We start from the raw sequence: 16,958 nt of genomic DNA, 5'->3' as shown, positions 1-16,958 counted from the left end.
CATCTCGATGACAATTGCGCAAAAATGCGCGCTCTCGGCTCATGGCCGCCATCTCAGATAGTAGCTCCCGGCACTCTCTTCCTCGGAATCGCAGACGAGGAACGCAACCGTGAAAGCACAGCGGTACGCGATGTCCGGCGCAATCAAGCTTTCGCGGCGCGTGCAAATTTCTTCAAGTGCTGCCGGCACGATGACCAGGGTGAATTCAATAGGGTTTGAGCGCCGCCGCTGGACACCGCTTGTGGACCACACGCTTTGTCCGCCACAGCTGCTAGATGGTGCCGTCAGGCGATCACGTGCAATGCCGGCACCGCCGCCAACACGCGCAGTCTTTCGATCTGTCCAACGGCGCCCGGAGCAGCGTTGAAGTGTTCCCGGGATCAAAGCAGTATTCGAAGAAACGCAATGTCATTTTCACGACAGCGGGCGGGCTGGTGCACCTCTACGCGTTTGCTTCTGGACAACACACGCGCAGCCGCTGAATGCTTCAGCGGAACTGGAAGGGCAGATCGCTTAGCGCATTTCTGGCCTGACTCTTGCTACGGGCTGCTTGTCACATTGTGCTTAACTCCAACTTGTTCAGACGCTCAGGAGACCTCTATGAAATTCCGTCCGCTTCACGACCGCGTCGTGGTCAAGCGTATCGACGCAGAAGAGAAGACCGCCGGCGGCATCATCATCCCCGACACTGCCAAGGAAAAGCCATCGCAGGGCGAAGTCATTGCAGTTGGCCCGGGCGGCCACGATGATAGCGGCAAGCTAATTCCGATCGACATCGAAGTCGGTGATCGCGTGCTGTTTGGCAAGTGGTCCGGCACCGAGGTCAAGATCGATGGGCAAGACCTGTTGATTATGAAGGAGAGCGACGTGATGGGTGTTCTCACCGATGTCTTCTCCAAGAAGAAAGCCGCCTAATTCACAGCTCAGCTCACCCCTCCTGAGGAGAGCCCATCGGGCGCGCCAAAGGATGAATTAATAGGGACTGAAGGAATTTTCTATGTCAGCCAAAGAAGTGAAGTTCGGAGTAGACGCGCGGGACCGTATGCTGCGCGGTGTCGACATTCTCGCCAACGCCGTGCAGGTCACGCTCGGTCCGAAAGGCCGCAACGTCGTGCTCGACAAGTCGTTCGGCGCACCTCGAATTACCAAGGACGGCGTTGCCGTCGCCAAGGAGATCGAGCTCGACGACAAGTTCGAGAACATGGGTGCCCAGATGGTGCGTGAGGTCGCTTCGAAGGCTGCGGATGCTGCTGGCGACGGTACCACCACCGCGACCGTCCTGGCCGCTGCGATTGTGCGAGAAGGCGCCAAGTCGGTTGCCGCCGGCATGAACCCGATGGACCTCAAGCGCGGTATCGACCTTGCGGTCGAGGCTGTGGTTGCGGACCTTCAGAAGAACTCCAAGAAGGTCACCTCGAATGAGGAGATCGCCCAGGTCGGCGCAATTTCGGCAAACGGCGACCGGGAGATCGGCAAGTTCCTCGCCGACGCGGTGAAGAAGGTCGGCAACGAGGGTGTCATCACCGTCGAGGAAGCCAAGTCGCTCGAGACCGAACTTGACGTCGTCGAGGGCATGCAGTTCGACCGCGGCTACATCTCGCCCTACTTCGTCACCAACGCCGACAAGATGCGCGTTGAGATGGACGACGCCTACATCCTCATCAACGAGAAGAAACTCTCCTCGCTCAACGAGCTGCTCCCGCTGCTCGAGGCCGTGGTGCAGACCGGCAAGCCGCTGGTCATCGTCGCCGAGGACGTCGAAGGCGAAGCGCTTGCGACCCTGGTCGTGAACCGTCTGCGCGGTGGTCTGAAGGTCGCGGCCGTCAAGGCTCCGGGCTTCGGCGATCGCCGCAAGGCCATGCTGCAGGACATCGCGATCCTGACCGGCGGCCAGGCGATCTCGGAAGATCTCGGCATCAAGCTCGAGAACGTCACGCTCAACATGCTCGGCCGCGCCAAGAAGGTGATGATCGACAAGGAGAACACCACGATCGTCAACGGCGCCGGCAAGAAGGCCGACATCGAGGCGCGCGTGGCCCAGATCAAGGCGCAGATCGAGGAGACCACCTCGGACTACGACCGTGAGAAGCTCCAGGAGCGTCTCGCCAAGCTCGCTGGCGGCGTCGCGGTGATCCGCGTCGGCGGCGCGACCGAGGTCGAGGTGAAGGAGCGCAAGGATCGCGTTGATGACGCGATGCATGCGACCCGCGCGGCGGTCGAGGAAGGCATCGTCCCGGGCGGCGGTGTCGCCCTGCTCCGTGCTTCCGAGCAGCTCAAGGGTCTGCGCACCGAGAACGACGACCAGAAGACCGGCGTCGAGATTGTGCGTAAGGCGCTGTCCTGGCCGGCCCGCCAGATCGCGATCAACGCCGGCGAGGACGGTTCGATCGTGGTCGGCAAGGTCCTCGACAACGAGCAGTACTCTTTTGGTTTCGACGCCCAGACAGGCGAGTACAGCAACCTCGTTTCCAAGGGTATCATTGACCCGGCCAAGGTCGTGCGCATCGCGGTCCAGAACGCCTCTTCGGTGGCCGGGCTGCTGATCACGACGGAAGCGATGGTTGCCGAGCTGCCGAAGAAGGCTACGGCTGGTCCAGCAATGCCTGCGGCCCCCGGCATGGGCGGTATGGACTTCTGATCGGCCTCCTTAAATTCTCGATGGCATGCAAAACCCTGGCGATAATGTCAGGGTTTTTTGCAGCGAGCGGTCTGTAGCCTGCCAGTCGACGAAGAATACAGCCCATGGGCCTATCGGCCTATCCATGTGCGCGGCGGCAGGCCCCGGCTCAACTTGCTTGTGACCGTTCCTTGGCGGCGACAGGACCGCGTCCGGTACGACGCGCTGAGGGGATGGAATGTGTCTATGCTAACGATATTTTACGTTAGTCGTCCACTAGGCAGATGGCTGGGTGCTAGGCAGCAGGGCATGAACCCGCGCAGGCGCTTTCGCCGGATGCATGCCGTCGGGTTCGTCAGCTTTTGGACAGCTATTCGGTGTACAATGACTCTTGAAGTTAGCGGCGCGTGGTAGGGACAGCGCTCGCCCCGAGTATGCGTGGGGATTTCGGCGCCGAGTCACGCTCCTGCTAACTTCAACCAGTCACGCATGCGCGGCAGAGACAGCGTCTGATCCATCCACCCGACCAGCGCCCCCGCTGCTTCCCGCGTAATCGGATCCACTCTACCGGGCGCCGGTCATCCGAATTAGCTAAATACACCCCATGCTAGCGCTCCGCGCAGGAACTCCTCGTCCAAACTTCGCGATGTCACTCGCACTATTCGGCACTTTAATCCGTGAAAGAGTGCTCCAGCTCGGCGCACAATTCCATTGAGAAGCTTGGAACAACACAGCGCTGCAATATCACTGAGTCAGATCGCGGATGAGGTCCTCACCGAAGCCGTCAATCAAGTCCAGCGACGAGAGAAGGCGGATTGTCGCGGAGCTCGTGGCGAGCGATGACTGGCTTTGAGGCGCCGGTGCGACGGCAAGCCGATGCCCCCGGCAGCAGCTATTTGGTTGGTGAGCTCACTATAAAAGCGGCTGGCGGTGATTCCGAAGCAGATCGACTCCAGCTAGTGCCGACTCTGTGGATGCTTGGTTGCCGACCGGCCCCCTGAGCGCGATTGGGCGTCGGGTAACGCAACCCTACGAGGAGGTTAGCCTAACGGGCCGCCGGTCCGGCCTGAGAGGAAGCGCAGGCGATTGCTCTGACACGCGATGGCGCGGGGCTCACAAACCTCAGTGACCGGCGAACCTATGTCGCTAAACATTCCCCTCTCTGCATTACTTCCAGAGAACTTCCATCGAGAGCATCGATTGAACATCCACAGAAACCGCGGCGGGTGAAACAAGGCGGGCGATGCAGCTGCCTCGTGTCTACCGATGAGGTTCCGCGCGCGGGAATAGGGCAAGGTCCGTTGCATTGGGATGCCCATACCTGATCCTTTGTGTATCCGTCCGCTGAAGGCCGCCTTGCCGAATGAGGCGTGTTGTTGAGAACTGTCCTTATGGACAGTGATAGGCGCAGTGCCCAAGTCGAACGGCTTGAGGTGGTGGACAGAGGCCGGCGGCGGCGCTGGTCAGAGGACGAGAAGCTCAAGATCGTCCTGGAGAGCTTACAGGCGCCGCGCCAGGTCGCGGCGACGGCGCGGCGGTACGGCGTTTCGCGCTCATTGCTGCTGCGATGGCGACGATCGTTTCGGCCTGAGCCGAAGGATGCGGCCCATCAACCTGGCTTCGTACCGGTGATGGTGGTCGCGGAATCCGGGCCGGCGCCTTGTCCAGTCGCGCCGGCAAGCAACGGCGGGTCGATCGAGATCGAGTTTGCTGCCGGGGTTCGGACGCGGATCACGGGTACGGTCGACGCGGCGACGCTGAAGGCCGCCGTGGCGGCGCTGGCAGATGGACGCCTCCCGTGATCCCCATTGCGTCGGGCGTGCGGGTGTGGATTGCGACCGGCCACACCGATATGCGTCGCGGCATGAACTCGCTGGGCTTGCTGGTGCAGGAAGCCTTCAAACGAGACCCGCACGGCGGCGACCTCTATGTGTTCCGTGGCAAAAGCGGCAAGCTGATCAAGATCCTTTGGCATGATGGGCTGGGCATGTCGCTCTATGCCAAGCGGCTGGAGCGCGGCCGCTTTCTCTGGCCGTCGTCGGCTGATGGCGTGGTGACGATCACCCCAGCCCAGCTTGGCTACCTGCTCGATTACGCATGTTGATGCCCCTCCTCGTGAGGCTCAGTGATTCTGAGATCGAGCTGATCGAGTTCATGATTGCGTAGTTTTCGAACAGCCTCAATCACGCGCGACGTGTTGGAGAACAGATGTGCGCCGGAAGGATGACGATCGATCAAAAGGCGCCCTTGCCTGATCTGGACGTAGAGCCAGTTCACGGGAATGTTCAATACGCCTGCAAGTTGCTGTGCGCTGAGCAAGTCGGTTGAATGCCGCCATCGTGTACGTTGCTCGGTAAGCCCCTTGAGGCCGGCGTGCAAGCGAATGCGCTGAACGGTGATCGGCAGCACCTTGTCGGGGCAATTTGGTGACCGGTGTCCTTCGCTCGTCAACTTGGCAGCGATCTCGTCGTCGTGCATCTTGGCGCGGGCGAGCTCAAGCACGCGTTCTCGCATCTCCGCGCCTTGGGTAAGATCGGCTACTGAGTTGACGCGCATCTTTACCTCGATGTCGGTGACGGCTCCGCCGCGCCAGACGATCCTCATTCTGACGACGTCGTGCTCGCCGCGGTCGAGGTCACCTTGTCAATAAGACAGCGCAGCAGCGCCTTGCGTTTCGCGTCGGTCGTGCCCGGGTCCGTCCAGATCTCAGGCAGACGGCCGGAGAGGCGGACGACTTTGTCGTTCAGCACCTTGTTGCCGACGGTGATCTGAGCGATAGCCTGGGGAGACTTCAAACGGGCCAGGGCCTCCTCTGCCACTCGGACCTCCTTCAGAGCCACCTCCCAACGGCACTCGAGTTCGGCGGCGACAAGCCGGTTGTCAGGATCGACGCGGTTGAACTGACGTTCGGCGAGCGCTGCTTCATAGCGCCGGCGTTCGAGCTGCTGCTCGGCACCGCTCTGCATTGCTTTGTACGCCTGTTGCTGAGCGCGACGAGCGCACGACAATGCGTCGGATCTCGGCCGGCGCCAGCGCTGTGAGGAACGCTTGCGCCACGGCGGCGTCGACGCGGCGAGCACGGATGTATTGACATGCCGGCAGCCCTTGATGCGAATGCAAGTGATTGCAGACGTACTCGGCTCCCCCCTTGTAGCGAGCGTACATCTTGTGACCGCATCTTCCGCACCATGCGATGCCTTGCAGCAGTAGTTCGCCCTCACGTGGAGCACCCCTGGTCTTGTTGCGCATGTATTCTGCTCGGTTGTCGCTGACGATGCCCCTGATCTTCTCGTAGCTTTGCCAGGCGATATAGGGAGGATAGCGGTCCTTGACGAGGTGGCGCGGGAGCTGGACCGGCTGATCATCGAGCGCGGCAAGCCCAAAATGGTGGTCAGCGACAACGGCATCGAATTGACCAGCAACGCCATCCTGACATGGGCCGACCAGAGCCGTGTCGACTGGCATTACATCGCGCCCCGCAAGCCGACGCAGAATGCCTTCATCGAAAGCTTCATGTATAGACGGCCCCGCGGATGCAAGGGATTTCAGCAGCACTTTGGATTCCGGTCGGGTGCGTTCATGTATCCGGCCTGTTAGTGCGACCGATGCCATGGCCGCTGGCCCTGATGGAGATCGCGGATCGAGGCCTCATCAACGGGTCGCGCTTGTTGCGCTTAAAGCTCTTCGGGCTTGCTCGATCCCCAGCTCCGCCGGTGTCCATCATGCTGTCATTTGCCCTCACACCATAAGGTGGCCAACATACGCGGAAAGTCAGGCCGCGAGCTTAGGCCGATAGAATTCCCCGGTCGTCATCATCGCCCAGACGATCCGGGCCAACTTGTTGGCAACGGCGATGGCGACGACCATCGGCCGACGCCGTTCAAGCAGGGCTTCGATCCAGCCGCCTCCAACCCGGGAGCGAGCCTTTGGGTACCGAACGACGTTACGTGCCCCGATGACAAGCAAGTGCCTGAGATAGGAATCGCCCTGTTTCGTAATCCGGCCGAGCCGATCCTTCCCGCCGGTGGAATTCTGCTTAGGCGTCAGGCCAAGCCAGGCCGCGAACTCCCGCCCGGAGCGGAACATTGTTGCGTCCGGTACGGTCGCGGCGAGAGCCGTGGCCGTTATGGGACCGATCCCGGGAATTGTGGACAGCAACTTCGCCATCGGATTTACTCGCTGGATCTGAGCTATCTCGCGCTCGATGGCCTCGACCTGCCGGTCCAATTCCTTCAGTTGGTTCACAAGGACGGCTAGTGCGATACGGGCGTGGGCCGGTAGCGTCAGTTCCTCGTCATCCAACAAGTCCACCAGACCATCCACCCGTTGCCGGCCTTGCCCGACAATGATTCCGAACTCAGCAAAGTGAGCCCGAATCGCGCAGGCTGTCATGGTTCGTTGGCGGACCAACAAGCCTCTTGCACGATGAAGCATCAAGAAGCCCTGGTTCTCAACGCTCTTGATTGGAACGAACCGCATATTGGGACGGGTGACCGCTTCGCAGATCGCGGCCGCGTCAGCGGCGTCATTCTTGGCTCCTCTTCGTAGGTAGGGTTTAACATAGGCTGGCGGGATCAATCTCACATCGTGTCCAAACTGCCGAATCTCCCGCGCCCAGTGGTGAGCAGTCGCACAGGCCTCAATGCCGACTAGGCAAGGTGCGAGCGAGGAGAAGAACGACACGATCTCGCCTCGCCGGAGGCGTTGGCGACCGGCCACTTGGCCTTGGCCATCAACTGCATGGATGTGAAATACGTGCTTCGAAATATCCAACCCAATTGTCGCGATTTCCATGGTGAATTGCTCCTGTTAGCGGGTTCGTCCATCGCCAGTATATCGCCGGCGCCGAGGGAGCGGGGCCGTCTTCCCCATCAATGGCCGTCTCCGAGACGAATTGTTGAACGAGACGCTGTTCACGTCGCTGGCCCAGGCCCGCGTCGAACTCGGACATTGGCGGGCCGACTACAACGATATGCGACCTCACTCGCAACTCGGATGGAAAACACCATCGGAGTTTGCCTTCACCTGCCACCCGCGCCCCGGGAGCTGGCGCTGCGCTATGCCGAGGGCTCCGCGCCAGCTCCCGCCGCTGCCACCGCCCAACCGAGCAAATCCAACAGCCGGGGCGAACTCAGGACCGGATAAAACTTGATGTGGTGGAACGGCCCGCTCCAACAGCATCAAGTGCTAGAACGTGGTCGTTGTTCGAACGCCACAAAGGAGGGACCGTTCCGTGAAACAGGTTATCACCATCGGGCTGGATCTGGCCAAGCACGTTTTCCAGGTTCACGGGGCGGATGCCGAGGGCTCACCCGTGTTCAACCGGAAGCTACGGCGCAGCGAAGTTCTGCGTTTCTTTGAGAAGCTGCCAGCATGCCTGGTGGGGATGGAAGCATGCGGTAGCGCCCACTATTGGGCGCGCGAGATCGCAGCTCTCGGTCATGAGGTCCGGCTCATTCCGCCGGCTTATGCCAAACCCTTCGTCAAGCGTGGCAAGACGGATGCGGCGGACGCTGAGGCCATCAGCGAAGCGGTGACCCGAAAGACCATGCGCTTCGTGCCGATTAAGACGGCTGAGCAACAGGCTGCCGCGATGGTGCTGAAGACCCCGCGCTCTTCTAGTGCGGCAGCGAACGCAGTCGGTCAACGCGTTGCGCGCGCATCTGGCAGAATTGGGGATCATCGCCACCGCCGGCCTGGCAAAGGTTGAGGCGCTGGTCGCAATCATACGGGATGAGACAGATGCACGCCTGCCCGCAGCAGCGCGCTTCGCGCTGATGGCTATTGCCGACGAGATTGAAGCTTCAGCCGACCAGATCGAGAGGCTCGAGCGCGCAATCGTCGCGGAGGCCAAGCACGACGAGGACATGCGTCGGTTGACCACGATCCCTGGCGTCGGCGCCATTACGGCGGCGACCATCAAAGCGCTTGTGCCGGATCGCGATCGGCTGGAACGCGCACCGGATCCCGGCGGGTTCAAGTCGGCTCGCCACTTTGCCGCCTGGCTGGGATTGACGCCGCGGCCTCATTCAAGCGGAGGCAAAGAGCGGTTGGGACGAATATCGAAGATGGGAAATCCAGAACTCCGCTCTCTCCTCGTTGTCGGGGCAACGGCCGTCTTGCGGCTTGTCCGAAACGACGTTCGGGCGCGGCCGTGGCTGAAGGCGCTTCTCGCCAGACGCCCCTTCAAGGTTGCCGCCGTCGCGCAGGCCAATAAGACGGCGCGGATCATCTGGGCGCTCCTGGACAAGGGCGGAATTTATCGGCGTCCCGACCCATTGGCACATTGGCGATTGCCGCGGTGACGCAGTGACCGCCAAAACGATCTGACCGGCGCAGGCCGGCAGAGGGCGAGGTGCAACAACAGGCGATGAACCCATGGGACGAAATCCCGAAACGAGTGAAGCTACTGCCCCCAATGCGCTCAAGCGCGTAAACTTGATTTAGCTCCTCGTTCCGCGGATCTCATCGAGGCCAGCGGCCATATTGTGCCGCGCGCAAAGGCCGGACATATGACCGCACCGTTCCAATGTGTGAAATCGACTGAAAAAGCTCTTGCCTCGCGGGCCGTTCCACATATGGGGGCAAGGTCACGTAGCCAACGCGTTAAGGGCCGCATCTTAGTGAGGCCTATAAATCGAGCGATATTTGCAGTGGCAGCCAATGAGATCGGTTAATCATTGTTCCTGACCGTTAGCTGACGATCGAGGTCGCAGCGGTCCGCTGGATGTGCCAGCTAAGAAGTGCATTCCAGACGTCTGCGGCTATGTACGAGCCGATTTGGACGCCATAAAACTGAATGGTTTTCACATAATTGACGCATTAGGACTGTTCAGCCTTTGCGAGAAGGCCGCAAGGGATCAAGTACACTCCCGCAGAAGCAGCAATGTCGCCCGGAGCTATCTGGTGCGGCAACTGCGAGCATCATGAAGTCTGGATTCCGCCGCCAATAGGAGAGCATGGCATGATGAGGGACAATTCATTGAAGACGAGGTGAGGCCTCAAGAGCCGCCGACTTCGCATGCTCAAGCGTGATGTGCGCTCTGCCGGCGATGAGCAGTGAATGCCTGGCACCGATCAAGACTGCTTCGCCGCGGAGAGGCTCAATGGCGGACTTACATAAGTAGCGGGAAGATTCGATCGGCGGGTCGCCTAACTCAACGTACAGATCGTGCCACCGCCCGTCCTCAGGCAACCGGCGGCACCGAGCGCAATTCGAGCACCAGAGGCATAACTAGAGGAGCGTGAGTGATGATAGACATCTACCGCTTTTGCGGATGGTGCGTTGTAGAGTGGTTCAGGAAAGCTGGGCCGAGAATCGCGGAGGTTGACTTGTTGCGCGACAACGTCATCTACGTAGAGTTCAGGGCTATCCGAGAGGCAAAGGAGCGGGCGTGCGAGCGCAGGTGGTAGACAAGCTGGAGGCGGGCCGGGTGCAGCATGGCCGGTTCGCGACTGCTCCGGGATCAGGCCCTTGCGGTCTCTTCTTTGTGCAGGGGCCTTGCGGGTGTGAACTAAAGATAAGTGCATTTGTCCGTCCTGGGTGGGAGCATGTCGCTGTTTCGACACCGCGGCGTTGTCCAAACTGGGAGGAGATGTGCTTTGTCAAAGACATGTTCTGGGATGAAGAAGAGTGCGTCATGCAACTGCATCCGCCACATTCGCGTTATGTGAATAACAGCCGATATTGCCTTCATTTGTGGAGACCCATTTATCGAGACATTCCGATGCCGTCTCCGAGCTTCGTAGGCGTCGTTGGATTGAGTCCCTCAGATGCGGCAACGTTGTTCGCGCGGATGAGCGCGACAGCATGACGGACTGAGTTTACAATATCCGAGCACATCTCGCTCGCTGATAGCCGATCACGGGGCGAACTGGGGACGCGAATTGCGCGCTCTTTGGAGGCGAAGTTTTGGGCGCCGGGCGGCGCGGGCACGATGAGGGTGAGATCGATCTCAAGCGAGCTATGGCTGATTTTGGGTGACGCGGCCTGATCAGGCGGCGTGGCTTTCAGTGTTCGGAATGACTTCGATTCCGTCGATGAACTTTACACCGGCGATGACTTTCGGCAACTGGTTCGTGCTCTTCAATCGCCGCCAGGTCTTCGATGCGGCGTCGATGAGCTTGAACACCATCAGCTTCGCAGTTTGTTGCGACAGCGATCCCTTGGTCCGCACCGTTCGGTGGCGCACCGTGGCGAAGACGCTCTCGATCGGGTTCGAGCTGCGTAGGTGGATCCAGTGCTCAGCAGGGAAGTCGAAGAAGGCGAGCAGCGCATGGCGATCCTTGATCAGGCACTCCACCGCACGTCCGTATTTGACGTGGTATTTCTCGACGAAGACGTCGATCGCGGTTTCAGCTTCGGCCCGGTGTGGGGCCAGATAGATGTTCCGCAGGTCGTTCTTCATGGGGCCCTGCACGGATTTGGCGACCTTGTCGAGTACGTTGCTCACTTTATGGCACCAGCATCGTTGGTGCCGCGTGCCGGGAAAGGCCTCGTCCAGTGCCTTCCAGAAGCCGAGGGCGCCGTCGCCGATGGCGAGTTGCGGGGCAATCCGTAACCCGCGTTGCCGCAGGTCGATCAGGAGTTCGCGCCAGCTCTGCGCGCTCTCGCGCACGCCGACCTGGAAGCCGATCAGCTCCTTCTTGCCTTCCGGCGTGGTGCCAATCAGCACCAGCATGCATTCGCTGTGATCTTCCATGCGGGCCTGCAGGTACACGCCATCGGCCCAGATGTAGACATAGCGACGCGCCGACAGATCGCGTCTCTGCCAGCGTTCGTACTCGACCTGCCAATCGGCCTTCAGGCCGGCGATCACCGAAGGCGACAGGTTCGGCGCATCCTTGCCGAGCAGCGCCGAGAGCGCCTCCTGGAAGTCGCCGGTCGAGATGCCGCGCAAATAGAGGACCGGGATCAAGGCATCCAGGCTCTTCGTCCGCCGCGCCCATAGCGGCAGGATTGCCGAACTGAAGCGGAGGCGGTCGCCTGGCCCGCTCGCTCCGCGGTCGCGGACCTTGGGACGAGCGACCTCCACCGGACCGATGCCGGTCGCAATCTCGCGCACCGGACCGTGCCCATGTCGGACCAGGCGCGCTCGACCGTCGGGCAGCGTCAGATTGGCCGTGCTGGCCAGAAACGCGCCAACCTCGATCTCGATCGCCCTGGCAAGCAGGTCCCGCGCGCCGGCTCGAACGATATCGGTCAGTGGATCATCAACCGCGGACGGCTGACGGAAAGCAAGAACATTGGTAGTCTCGGTCATGGCGTATCGCTCTCCTCGAGAGGTTCTGGCAGGCTCGTCACCCGCCTCGATACGCCGCCTTCCTCACACCGTCATCACCCAGATTCCGCCATAGCTCATCTCAAGCCCACGACCGAGCCTGGTTTGGTGAAGGCATCGTCTAACGCAGCCCCCGGGAGCCCGACAGCGAGGTGTCGGCCACCAACGCCAGGCATTCGCGCGTGCACTCGTCGACCACGGTCAGGATGCGGAAGCGGCGGCCATCGGTGAGCTGGTCCGAGACGAAGTCGAGCGACCAGCGGTCATTCGGCGCTATCGGCACCACCATCGGCGCCCTGGTCCCGAGCGCCCGCTTGCGGCCACCACGGCGACGGACCGCGAGCCTCTCTTCCCGGTAGAGCCGGAACAGTTTCTTGTGGTTGACCAGATAGCCCTCCCGCCTGAGCAGAACATGCAGGCGCCGATAGCCGAAGCGACGGCGCACCTCGGCAATCGCTCTCATGCGTTGGCGTAGGGCCGCGTCGTCCGCCCGGGTCGTCCGATATCTGATGGTCATGCGGCAACAGCCGATGGCTTTACACGCCCGCCGTTCGCTCATCCCGTGGGCGTCCACGATCGGCCAAAAGCCGCTTCAGCCGCGTGTTCTCAGTAAGCGACGTTCGCGTCCCATTCGCAAAGGTTTGGCGTGGGGATTGCAGTCTGTTGATCAACGTGTTTGCAAATCGTTGGCGGGGGGTATGGAGGCGGCAACGACGGAGAATTACGAGGTGCGGCCGAACGACCAGGGCAGGAGCTCGTCGATCCGGGACTGCGGGTGACCGGTTGCGATCGCTTTGAGCGTCGCTTTCATCCAGACGTAGGGCTCCACGCTGTTGATTTTGCAGGTGGCGATGAGCGAAGCTATGCGCGCCCATGAACGACCACCTTCGTCGTGACCAGCAAATAAACTATTTTTACGCGTCAGAGTCAGCGGCCTGATTTGATTTTCGACGGGATTGGTGTCCATCTCAACGCAACCATCGTCGAGAAACAAGGTGAGGCCATCCCAATGGTTCAGGAGATAGGCGATCGCCTTGCCCATCTCGCTGCCCGGCGACAGGCGAGCGGCTTGCTCGCGCAGAAACCTCTCGAGTTCAGCGACGAGCGGCCGTGATCGCTCGTTACGGGTCGTTTGCCGAGCCGGGGCGTCGGCGCCACGGATCTCCTTCTCGATCGCATAGAGTGCGGCGATGCGCGCGAGAACGGCTTCGGCGATGGGTGAGCCGGCTTTCGGAGTCGCTGCGATGATCTTGCGCCTTGAGTGGGACCAACATGCGGCCAGCCGCAGCGGCACGCCGCCTTTGCGCTTGGGCCGTGCGAGCCGATGATAGCCCTGGTATCCGTCGACCTGAAGGATGCCGTCGAAGCCCTCGAGGATGCGCTCAGCATGGTCACCACCGCGTCCTGGCGCGTAGTGGTAGACCACGATTGGTGGATCAGCGCCGCCGTGGCCGCGATCGTCGCGCAGGACAGCCCACAGATAGCCGGTCTTCGTTCGGCCCCGGCCCGGATCGAGCACAGGCGCCCTGGTCTCGTCTATGAACAAGCGGCCCGATTGCTTCATCACGACGCTCATGCGCTCGACCAGCGGCGCGAGGTGGAAGGCGACCGTTCCCATCCAGTCTGCCAGAACGGCGCGATCGATGAAGATGCCATGCCGAGCCAGAACCTGCGACTGACGATAGAGTGGCATGTGCTCGCTGAACTTGGCGACCGCCACCTGCGCCAGCAGCGCCTCGGTGGGGATGCCACCCTCCACGAGATGGGCGGGCGCCGGCGCCTGAGCAACACCGGTGCAGCCCTTTGCGCAGGCGTAGCGCGGTCGCACCGTCTCGATCACACGATACTGGGCGGCCATGACATCGAGACCCCCGTGGGTCGGTCAAAATCCCCCGGGTATGGTCACTTGAAACTCCCCCACCTGATGATCGCCGTCAGCGCCGCTGAACAGCAGTAGCCGGTCAGGCAGGACGTTTATGTTCGACCCCTTTAGCCAGCAAGGGGCCGGGGAGTTGAACGTCTTGAAGCGACATCTGCAAAGCACCGTACTTACATTACTTGATCGCAACACCAGCCAGCGCGAGATTCACCGGCTGACGGGTGTCGATCGCAAGACGATCCGGCGTTATCAGGCGCTGCGGGCCGGTGCGGAGGCAAATTCCCCCGGGGAAGTGACCACCGGCTCGGTGAGCGCGGACGGCCAAATTCCTCCACCCCGACCACCGGCTTTTGGGACATCGGAAGCGACGGTCACCAGCAGCCTGGCCCGTTCGGCTTGCGAAGCGCATCGGACGTGGATCGAAGAACAGGTCCGGCTGAAGCGGAACGCGCAGGCGATTTACCAGGACCTGGTTGATCAATTTGGCTTTCCGTCCAGCTACCAGAGTGTCAAGCGGTTTGTGCGCCGGTTGCGGTACGCTGATCCTGAGCAGTTTGATCGTCTTGAGTTCCTCCCCGGCGAGGAAGCTCAGGTCGACTATGGCGAGGGCGCGCCGACGGTTGATCCGAAGAGCGGGCGGTACCGTCGTCCCCGCCTGTTCGTGATGACGCTACGCTACTCGCGGCGCAGCTTCCGGCGGGTAGTCTGGAAGTCCAGCCAACAAGTCTGGGCGCAGCTCCACGAAGAGGCGTTCCGGTATTTTGGCGGGGTCCCCAGCTATGTCGTGCTCGACAACCTGAAGGAAGGCGTCCTCAAGCCGGATTTGTACGAGCCCCAGCTCAACCCGATTTACAGCGCGATGCTGGCTCATTACGCCGTGGTCGCCGATCCCGCGCGCGTGGCCGATCCAAATCGGAAAGGATGCGTCGAGAATGCGATTCAACATACCCAGGGCACTGCGCTGGCCGGACGGCGCTTCGAGACGCTGGAGGCGCAAAACGAGTTCTTGAGGCACTGGGAGGAGAACTGGGCTTCCAAACGCATCCACGGCAGCACGCGCCGTCAGGTCGAGGCGATGTTCCAGGAAGAGAAGCCGCACCTGCGGCCGCTGCCTGTCGCTCCCTTCCGCATCTTCACCGAAGTCGTCCGGACTGTCTGCGACGACACCACCGTACGCGTCGACAACAGCTATTACGCCGCGCGGCCCGCGCCGATCGGCAGCCAGGTCGTCGTGCGCATCTACACCACCACGATCGAGATCCGTGATCGCCACACCCGTGCGCTGCTGCGTGTTCATTCCCGGATGGCGCACCCCGGTTCTGTCGTCCTGCCGACCAGCGAACGGCCGTTCAACCCGTCGCGGCAAACCGCCGTGCTGCTGGCGAGCGCCGAGCGCATCGGACCGCAGACCAGGGCCTTGTGCCAGCAGGTGTTCGACACCGAAGGGCGCCCCGGACAGCGCGCGATGTGGGGCATTGTCGGGCTGGGCCGGAAGTATCCGGCGCGGCTGGTCGAGCAGGCCTGCGCGCACGCCATCGACAACCGCATCTACCGCTACAAGCACGTGCGTGCGACCGTCGAGCGGTTGTTCGAACAGGCGATCGAGCAGGTTGGAGTGACGCCACAGCCGGCATCGCCGCTCACCCAGGATCATCCGCTGATCCGTACCCCCGCGGAATACGGCGACCTCTTCAGCCGCGCTGTGCGGCGCGACGCCGACGACAATGGTCGGCAGGCCGAGGCTCACGACGATCACGCCACGGCAATCCGCGCTCGTGTCGCCTGCGCAACCCCGGCCAACTCCGGCGCCACGAGCGCTCCCGCTGCACCTTCTCACCTTAAACTGGAGACCTAGCCACATGATGACCATGCCGGAAATTGAGCGTTGCCTACGACAGCTGCGCCTGTCGGGTGTCCGCGACACGCTGCAGACGCGCGTGCTCCAGGCGCAGGGCGCCAACCAGCCCTTCCTCGAGACCTTCTCCCTTATCCTGCAGGATGAACTGGACCGTCGTCAGTCCCGTCTTATCGAGCGGCGATACCAGCAATCCGGGCTCGACGAAAAGCTGACGCTCGCCGAGTTCGACTGGTCCTTCAATCCCAAACTGCCACGTCAGACCTGCTTCCAGCTCCACACCCTGGCGTTCATTGCCGCTGGCGAGAACGCTCTGCTTGTTGGCAAACCTGGCACCGGGAAGTCGCACATCGCCAAGGCGATTGCCTATCAGGCGATCCTGCAAAGCCACAAGGTCCAGTATCTTGAGACCGACGACTTCTTCCACCGCTACGCCCTGAACTCTCCGGCACAACGCGAGGTCCGGCTGCGAACCATCATCGACTGCGATCTCCTCGTGCTGGACGATCTATTCCTCGCACGCGCCATCCCCGACGACGCCGGCACTTTGCTGCAGACCCTGATCCATCAGCGTTACAAACTGCGCCGCAGCGTCATCGTCACCTCCAATCGCGTCGTGCAGGATTGGGGGGCATACCTTGGGGACAACACTATGAGCACGACGATCCTCGATCGCCTTATGCATCATTGCCATCTGCTTGAGTTCGACGGACGCAGCTATCGGCTCAAAGAAGCCGCTGAAGCTCTTGCCCGGGAAACAAACTCAAACTAACAGTCCCTTGTCCTGCCTCGCGGGTGGAGGAATTTGACTGACCACACCCGGAGGAATTTGAAGTGACCCGCGGGGAGACGGCGGGAGCGATCCTCGCCGATCTGGACCATCCGGCCGCAGCCGCAGGGACACTCGAGGTTCTCGGGTTCGATCACCTGCTCGATGCGCGGCAGGTGCGCGGGAAAGGCACGGGCAGCGCGCCTGGTCCGGCGGCTGGACGGCGCCGTGCCGGCGCGGCGCGCACGATCGTCCTGGCGTTCCTGGACTTCGGCGATGGCAATCTCGATGTCCTCGAGAACCAGTTGCATCTGATCGGGATTGAACTTTTCCGAGCGTTTACCGAAACGTGCGCGCTCGTACTCCTTCACGAGCAGTTCGAGGCGTTCGACGCTCTCTTTGGACGCAGCCAGTTCACTCTCGACATGAAGGCGCGCCGAGCATTCATCGTCTGCGCGACGACGCTCGGCTTCAATCATCGCTTCCTGCGCGCGGAAGAGCGCGCGCAAATCGGCGGGCAGCGCTGCAAGACGGGCGGGATCAAAGGGGGACGGCGG

Annotated in this window: 11 protein-coding genes and 6 pseudogenes; 9 read left to right on the top strand and 8 right to left on the bottom strand. The window is 61.6% G+C overall.

The genetic code is table 11. The features are described 5' to 3' along the window. Positions 1-600 precede the first annotated feature (600 nt). The 4 genes from ACFLEY_RS39575 to tnpB all read left to right on the top strand — a co-directional run bounded on the left by ACFLEY_RS39575 (position 601) and on the right by tnpB (position 4,721). Positions 601-915: a co-chaperone GroES gene (locus ACFLEY_RS39575; protein WP_011084856.1), complete on the top strand. Its 315-nt coding sequence runs from the start codon at positions 601-603 to the stop codon at positions 913-915. An 82-nt stretch (positions 916-997) separates the two neighbouring features. Continuing rightward, positions 998-2,638 (top strand): chaperonin GroEL, encoded by a 1,641-nt coding sequence (gene groL / locus ACFLEY_RS39570; RefSeq protein ID WP_396604398.1) that lies wholly within the window; start codon positions 998-1,000, stop codon positions 2,636-2,638. 1,352 nt (positions 2,639-3,990) lie between these two features. After that, on the top strand, positions 3,991-4,419 hold the full coding sequence (gene tnpA / locus ACFLEY_RS39565; RefSeq protein ID WP_396604397.1) for an IS66-like element accessory protein TnpA: 429 nt from the start codon (positions 3,991-3,993) through the stop codon (positions 4,417-4,419). Beyond that, positions 4,416-4,721, top strand: coding sequence for an IS66 family insertion sequence element accessory protein TnpB (tnpB, locus tag ACFLEY_RS39560; protein WP_060909074.1), 306 nt, complete (start codon positions 4,416-4,418; stop codon positions 4,719-4,721). Before tnpA ends, tnpB begins: the two co-directional genes overlap by 4 nt. Here the strand turns inward: tnpB and ACFLEY_RS39555 are convergent. The 3 genes and pseudogenes from ACFLEY_RS39555 to ACFLEY_RS39545 all read right to left on the bottom strand — a co-directional run. Further along, positions 4,709-5,221, bottom strand: a complete 513-nt coding sequence (locus ACFLEY_RS39555; protein ID WP_171901084.1) for a hypothetical protein — start codon at positions 5,219-5,221, stop codon at positions 4,709-4,711. The two genes, tnpB and ACFLEY_RS39555, sit on opposite strands and share 13 nt — an antisense overlap. Then, entirely contained in the window at positions 5,218-5,697 is a 480-nt protein-coding gene (locus tag ACFLEY_RS39550; RefSeq protein ID WP_396605011.1) for a hypothetical protein, read from the bottom strand. The genes ACFLEY_RS39555 and ACFLEY_RS39550 overlap by 4 nt, the downstream gene beginning before the upstream one ends. Before the next feature lie 25 nt (positions 5,698-5,722). Beyond that, positions 5,723-5,782: pseudogene (locus tag ACFLEY_RS39545) on the bottom strand (hypothetical protein); the annotation flags it as partial. A 168-nt stretch (positions 5,783-5,950) separates the two neighbouring features. Between ACFLEY_RS39545 and ACFLEY_RS39540 the strand changes: the two are divergent. Next, positions 5,951-6,130: pseudogene (locus ACFLEY_RS39540) on the top strand (integrase core domain-containing protein); the annotation flags it as partial. A gap of 258 nt (positions 6,131-6,388) precedes the next feature. On the opposite strand, the gene ACFLEY_RS39535 reads toward ACFLEY_RS39540, so the two are convergent. Beyond that, positions 6,389-7,411 carry an IS110 family transposase gene (locus ACFLEY_RS39535; protein WP_038945046.1) on the bottom strand — a complete coding sequence of 341 codons (1,023 nt, stop codon included), beginning with the start codon at positions 7,409-7,411 and terminating at the stop codon, positions 6,389-6,391. Positions 7,412-7,490: 79 nt separating this feature from the next. On the opposite strand from ACFLEY_RS39535, the pseudogene ACFLEY_RS39530 reads away from it, so the two are divergent. After that, positions 7,491-7,762: pseudogene (locus ACFLEY_RS39530) on the top strand (transposase); the annotation flags it as partial. Positions 7,763-7,850: 88 nt separating this feature from the next. Continuing rightward, positions 7,851-8,922, top strand: a pseudogene (locus ACFLEY_RS39525) (IS110 family transposase). 1,689 nt (positions 8,923-10,611) lie between these two features. On the opposite strand, the gene ACFLEY_RS39520 reads toward ACFLEY_RS39525, so the two are convergent. The 3 genes and pseudogenes from ACFLEY_RS39520 to tnpC form a co-directional block, all read right to left on the bottom strand. Further along, on the bottom strand, positions 10,612-11,880 hold the full coding sequence (locus tag ACFLEY_RS39520) for an IS256 family transposase (RefSeq protein ID WP_038952271.1): 1,269 nt from the start codon (positions 11,878-11,880) through the stop codon (positions 10,612-10,614). Between the two features lie 142 nt (positions 11,881-12,022). After that, positions 12,023-12,463 (bottom strand): annotated as a pseudogene (locus ACFLEY_RS39515) (IS3 family transposase); the annotation flags it as partial. Between the two features lie 156 nt (positions 12,464-12,619). Next, positions 12,620-13,765 (bottom strand): annotated as a pseudogene (tnpC, locus tag ACFLEY_RS39510) (IS66 family transposase); the annotation flags it as partial. A gap of 109 nt (positions 13,766-13,874) precedes the next feature. Here tnpC and istA point away from each other — a divergent pair. Then, a complete protein-coding gene (gene istA, locus ACFLEY_RS39505) occupies positions 13,875-15,632 on the top strand; it encodes an IS21-like element IS1631 family transposase (RefSeq protein WP_129557385.1) in 1,758 nt (585 codons plus the stop codon). 4 nt (positions 15,633-15,636) lie between these two features. Further along, positions 15,637-16,404, top strand: a complete 768-nt coding sequence (gene istB / locus ACFLEY_RS39500) for an IS21-like element IS1631 family helper ATPase IstB (RefSeq protein WP_038952109.1) — start codon at positions 15,637-15,639, stop codon at positions 16,402-16,404. On the opposite strand, the gene ACFLEY_RS39495 is transcribed toward istB, so the two are convergent. Continuing rightward, positions 16,401-16,880, bottom strand: coding sequence for a hypothetical protein (locus ACFLEY_RS39495; RefSeq protein ID WP_396604996.1), 480 nt, complete (start codon positions 16,878-16,880; stop codon positions 16,401-16,403). The two genes, istB and ACFLEY_RS39495, sit on opposite strands and share 4 nt — an antisense overlap. Positions 16,881-16,958: the final 78 nt, after the last annotated feature.

The organism is Bradyrhizobium sp. YCK136 (assembly GCF_044570075.1).
Lineage (GTDB): Bacteria > Pseudomonadota > Alphaproteobacteria > Rhizobiales > Xanthobacteraceae > Bradyrhizobium > Bradyrhizobium diazoefficiens.
Note: the sequence above shows the minus strand (reverse complement) of the source record. Positions and strands in the feature narration are given on the sequence as shown.

Bases quoted from the DNA above. Each gene is read 5' to 3' on its own strand.
- istA (WP_129557385.1), top strand. From the start codon at position 13,875: ATGTTCGACCCCTTTAGCCAGCAAGGGGCCGGGGAGTTGAACGTCTTG.
- ACFLEY_RS39535 (WP_038945046.1), bottom strand. From the start codon at position 7,411: ATGGAAATCGCGACAATTGGGTTGGATATTTCGAAGCACGTATTTCAC.
- ACFLEY_RS39520 (WP_038952271.1), bottom strand. From the start codon at position 11,880: ATGACCGAGACTACCAATGTTCTTGCTTTCCGTCAGCCGTCCGCGGTT.
- ACFLEY_RS39575 (WP_011084856.1), top strand. From the start codon at position 601: ATGAAATTCCGTCCGCTTCACGACCGCGTCGTGGTCAAGCGTATCGAC.
- ACFLEY_RS39555 (WP_171901084.1), bottom strand. From the start codon at position 5,221: ATGAGGATCGTCTGGCGCGGCGGAGCCGTCACCGACATCGAGGTAAAG.
- istB (WP_038952109.1), top strand. From the start codon at position 15,637: ATGATGACCATGCCGGAAATTGAGCGTTGCCTACGACAGCTGCGCCTG.
- ACFLEY_RS39495 (WP_396604996.1), bottom strand. From the start codon at position 16,880: ATGATTGAAGCCGAGCGTCGTCGCGCAGACGATGAATGCTCGGCGCGC.
- groL (WP_396604398.1), top strand. From the start codon at position 998: ATGTCAGCCAAAGAAGTGAAGTTCGGAGTAGACGCGCGGGACCGTATG.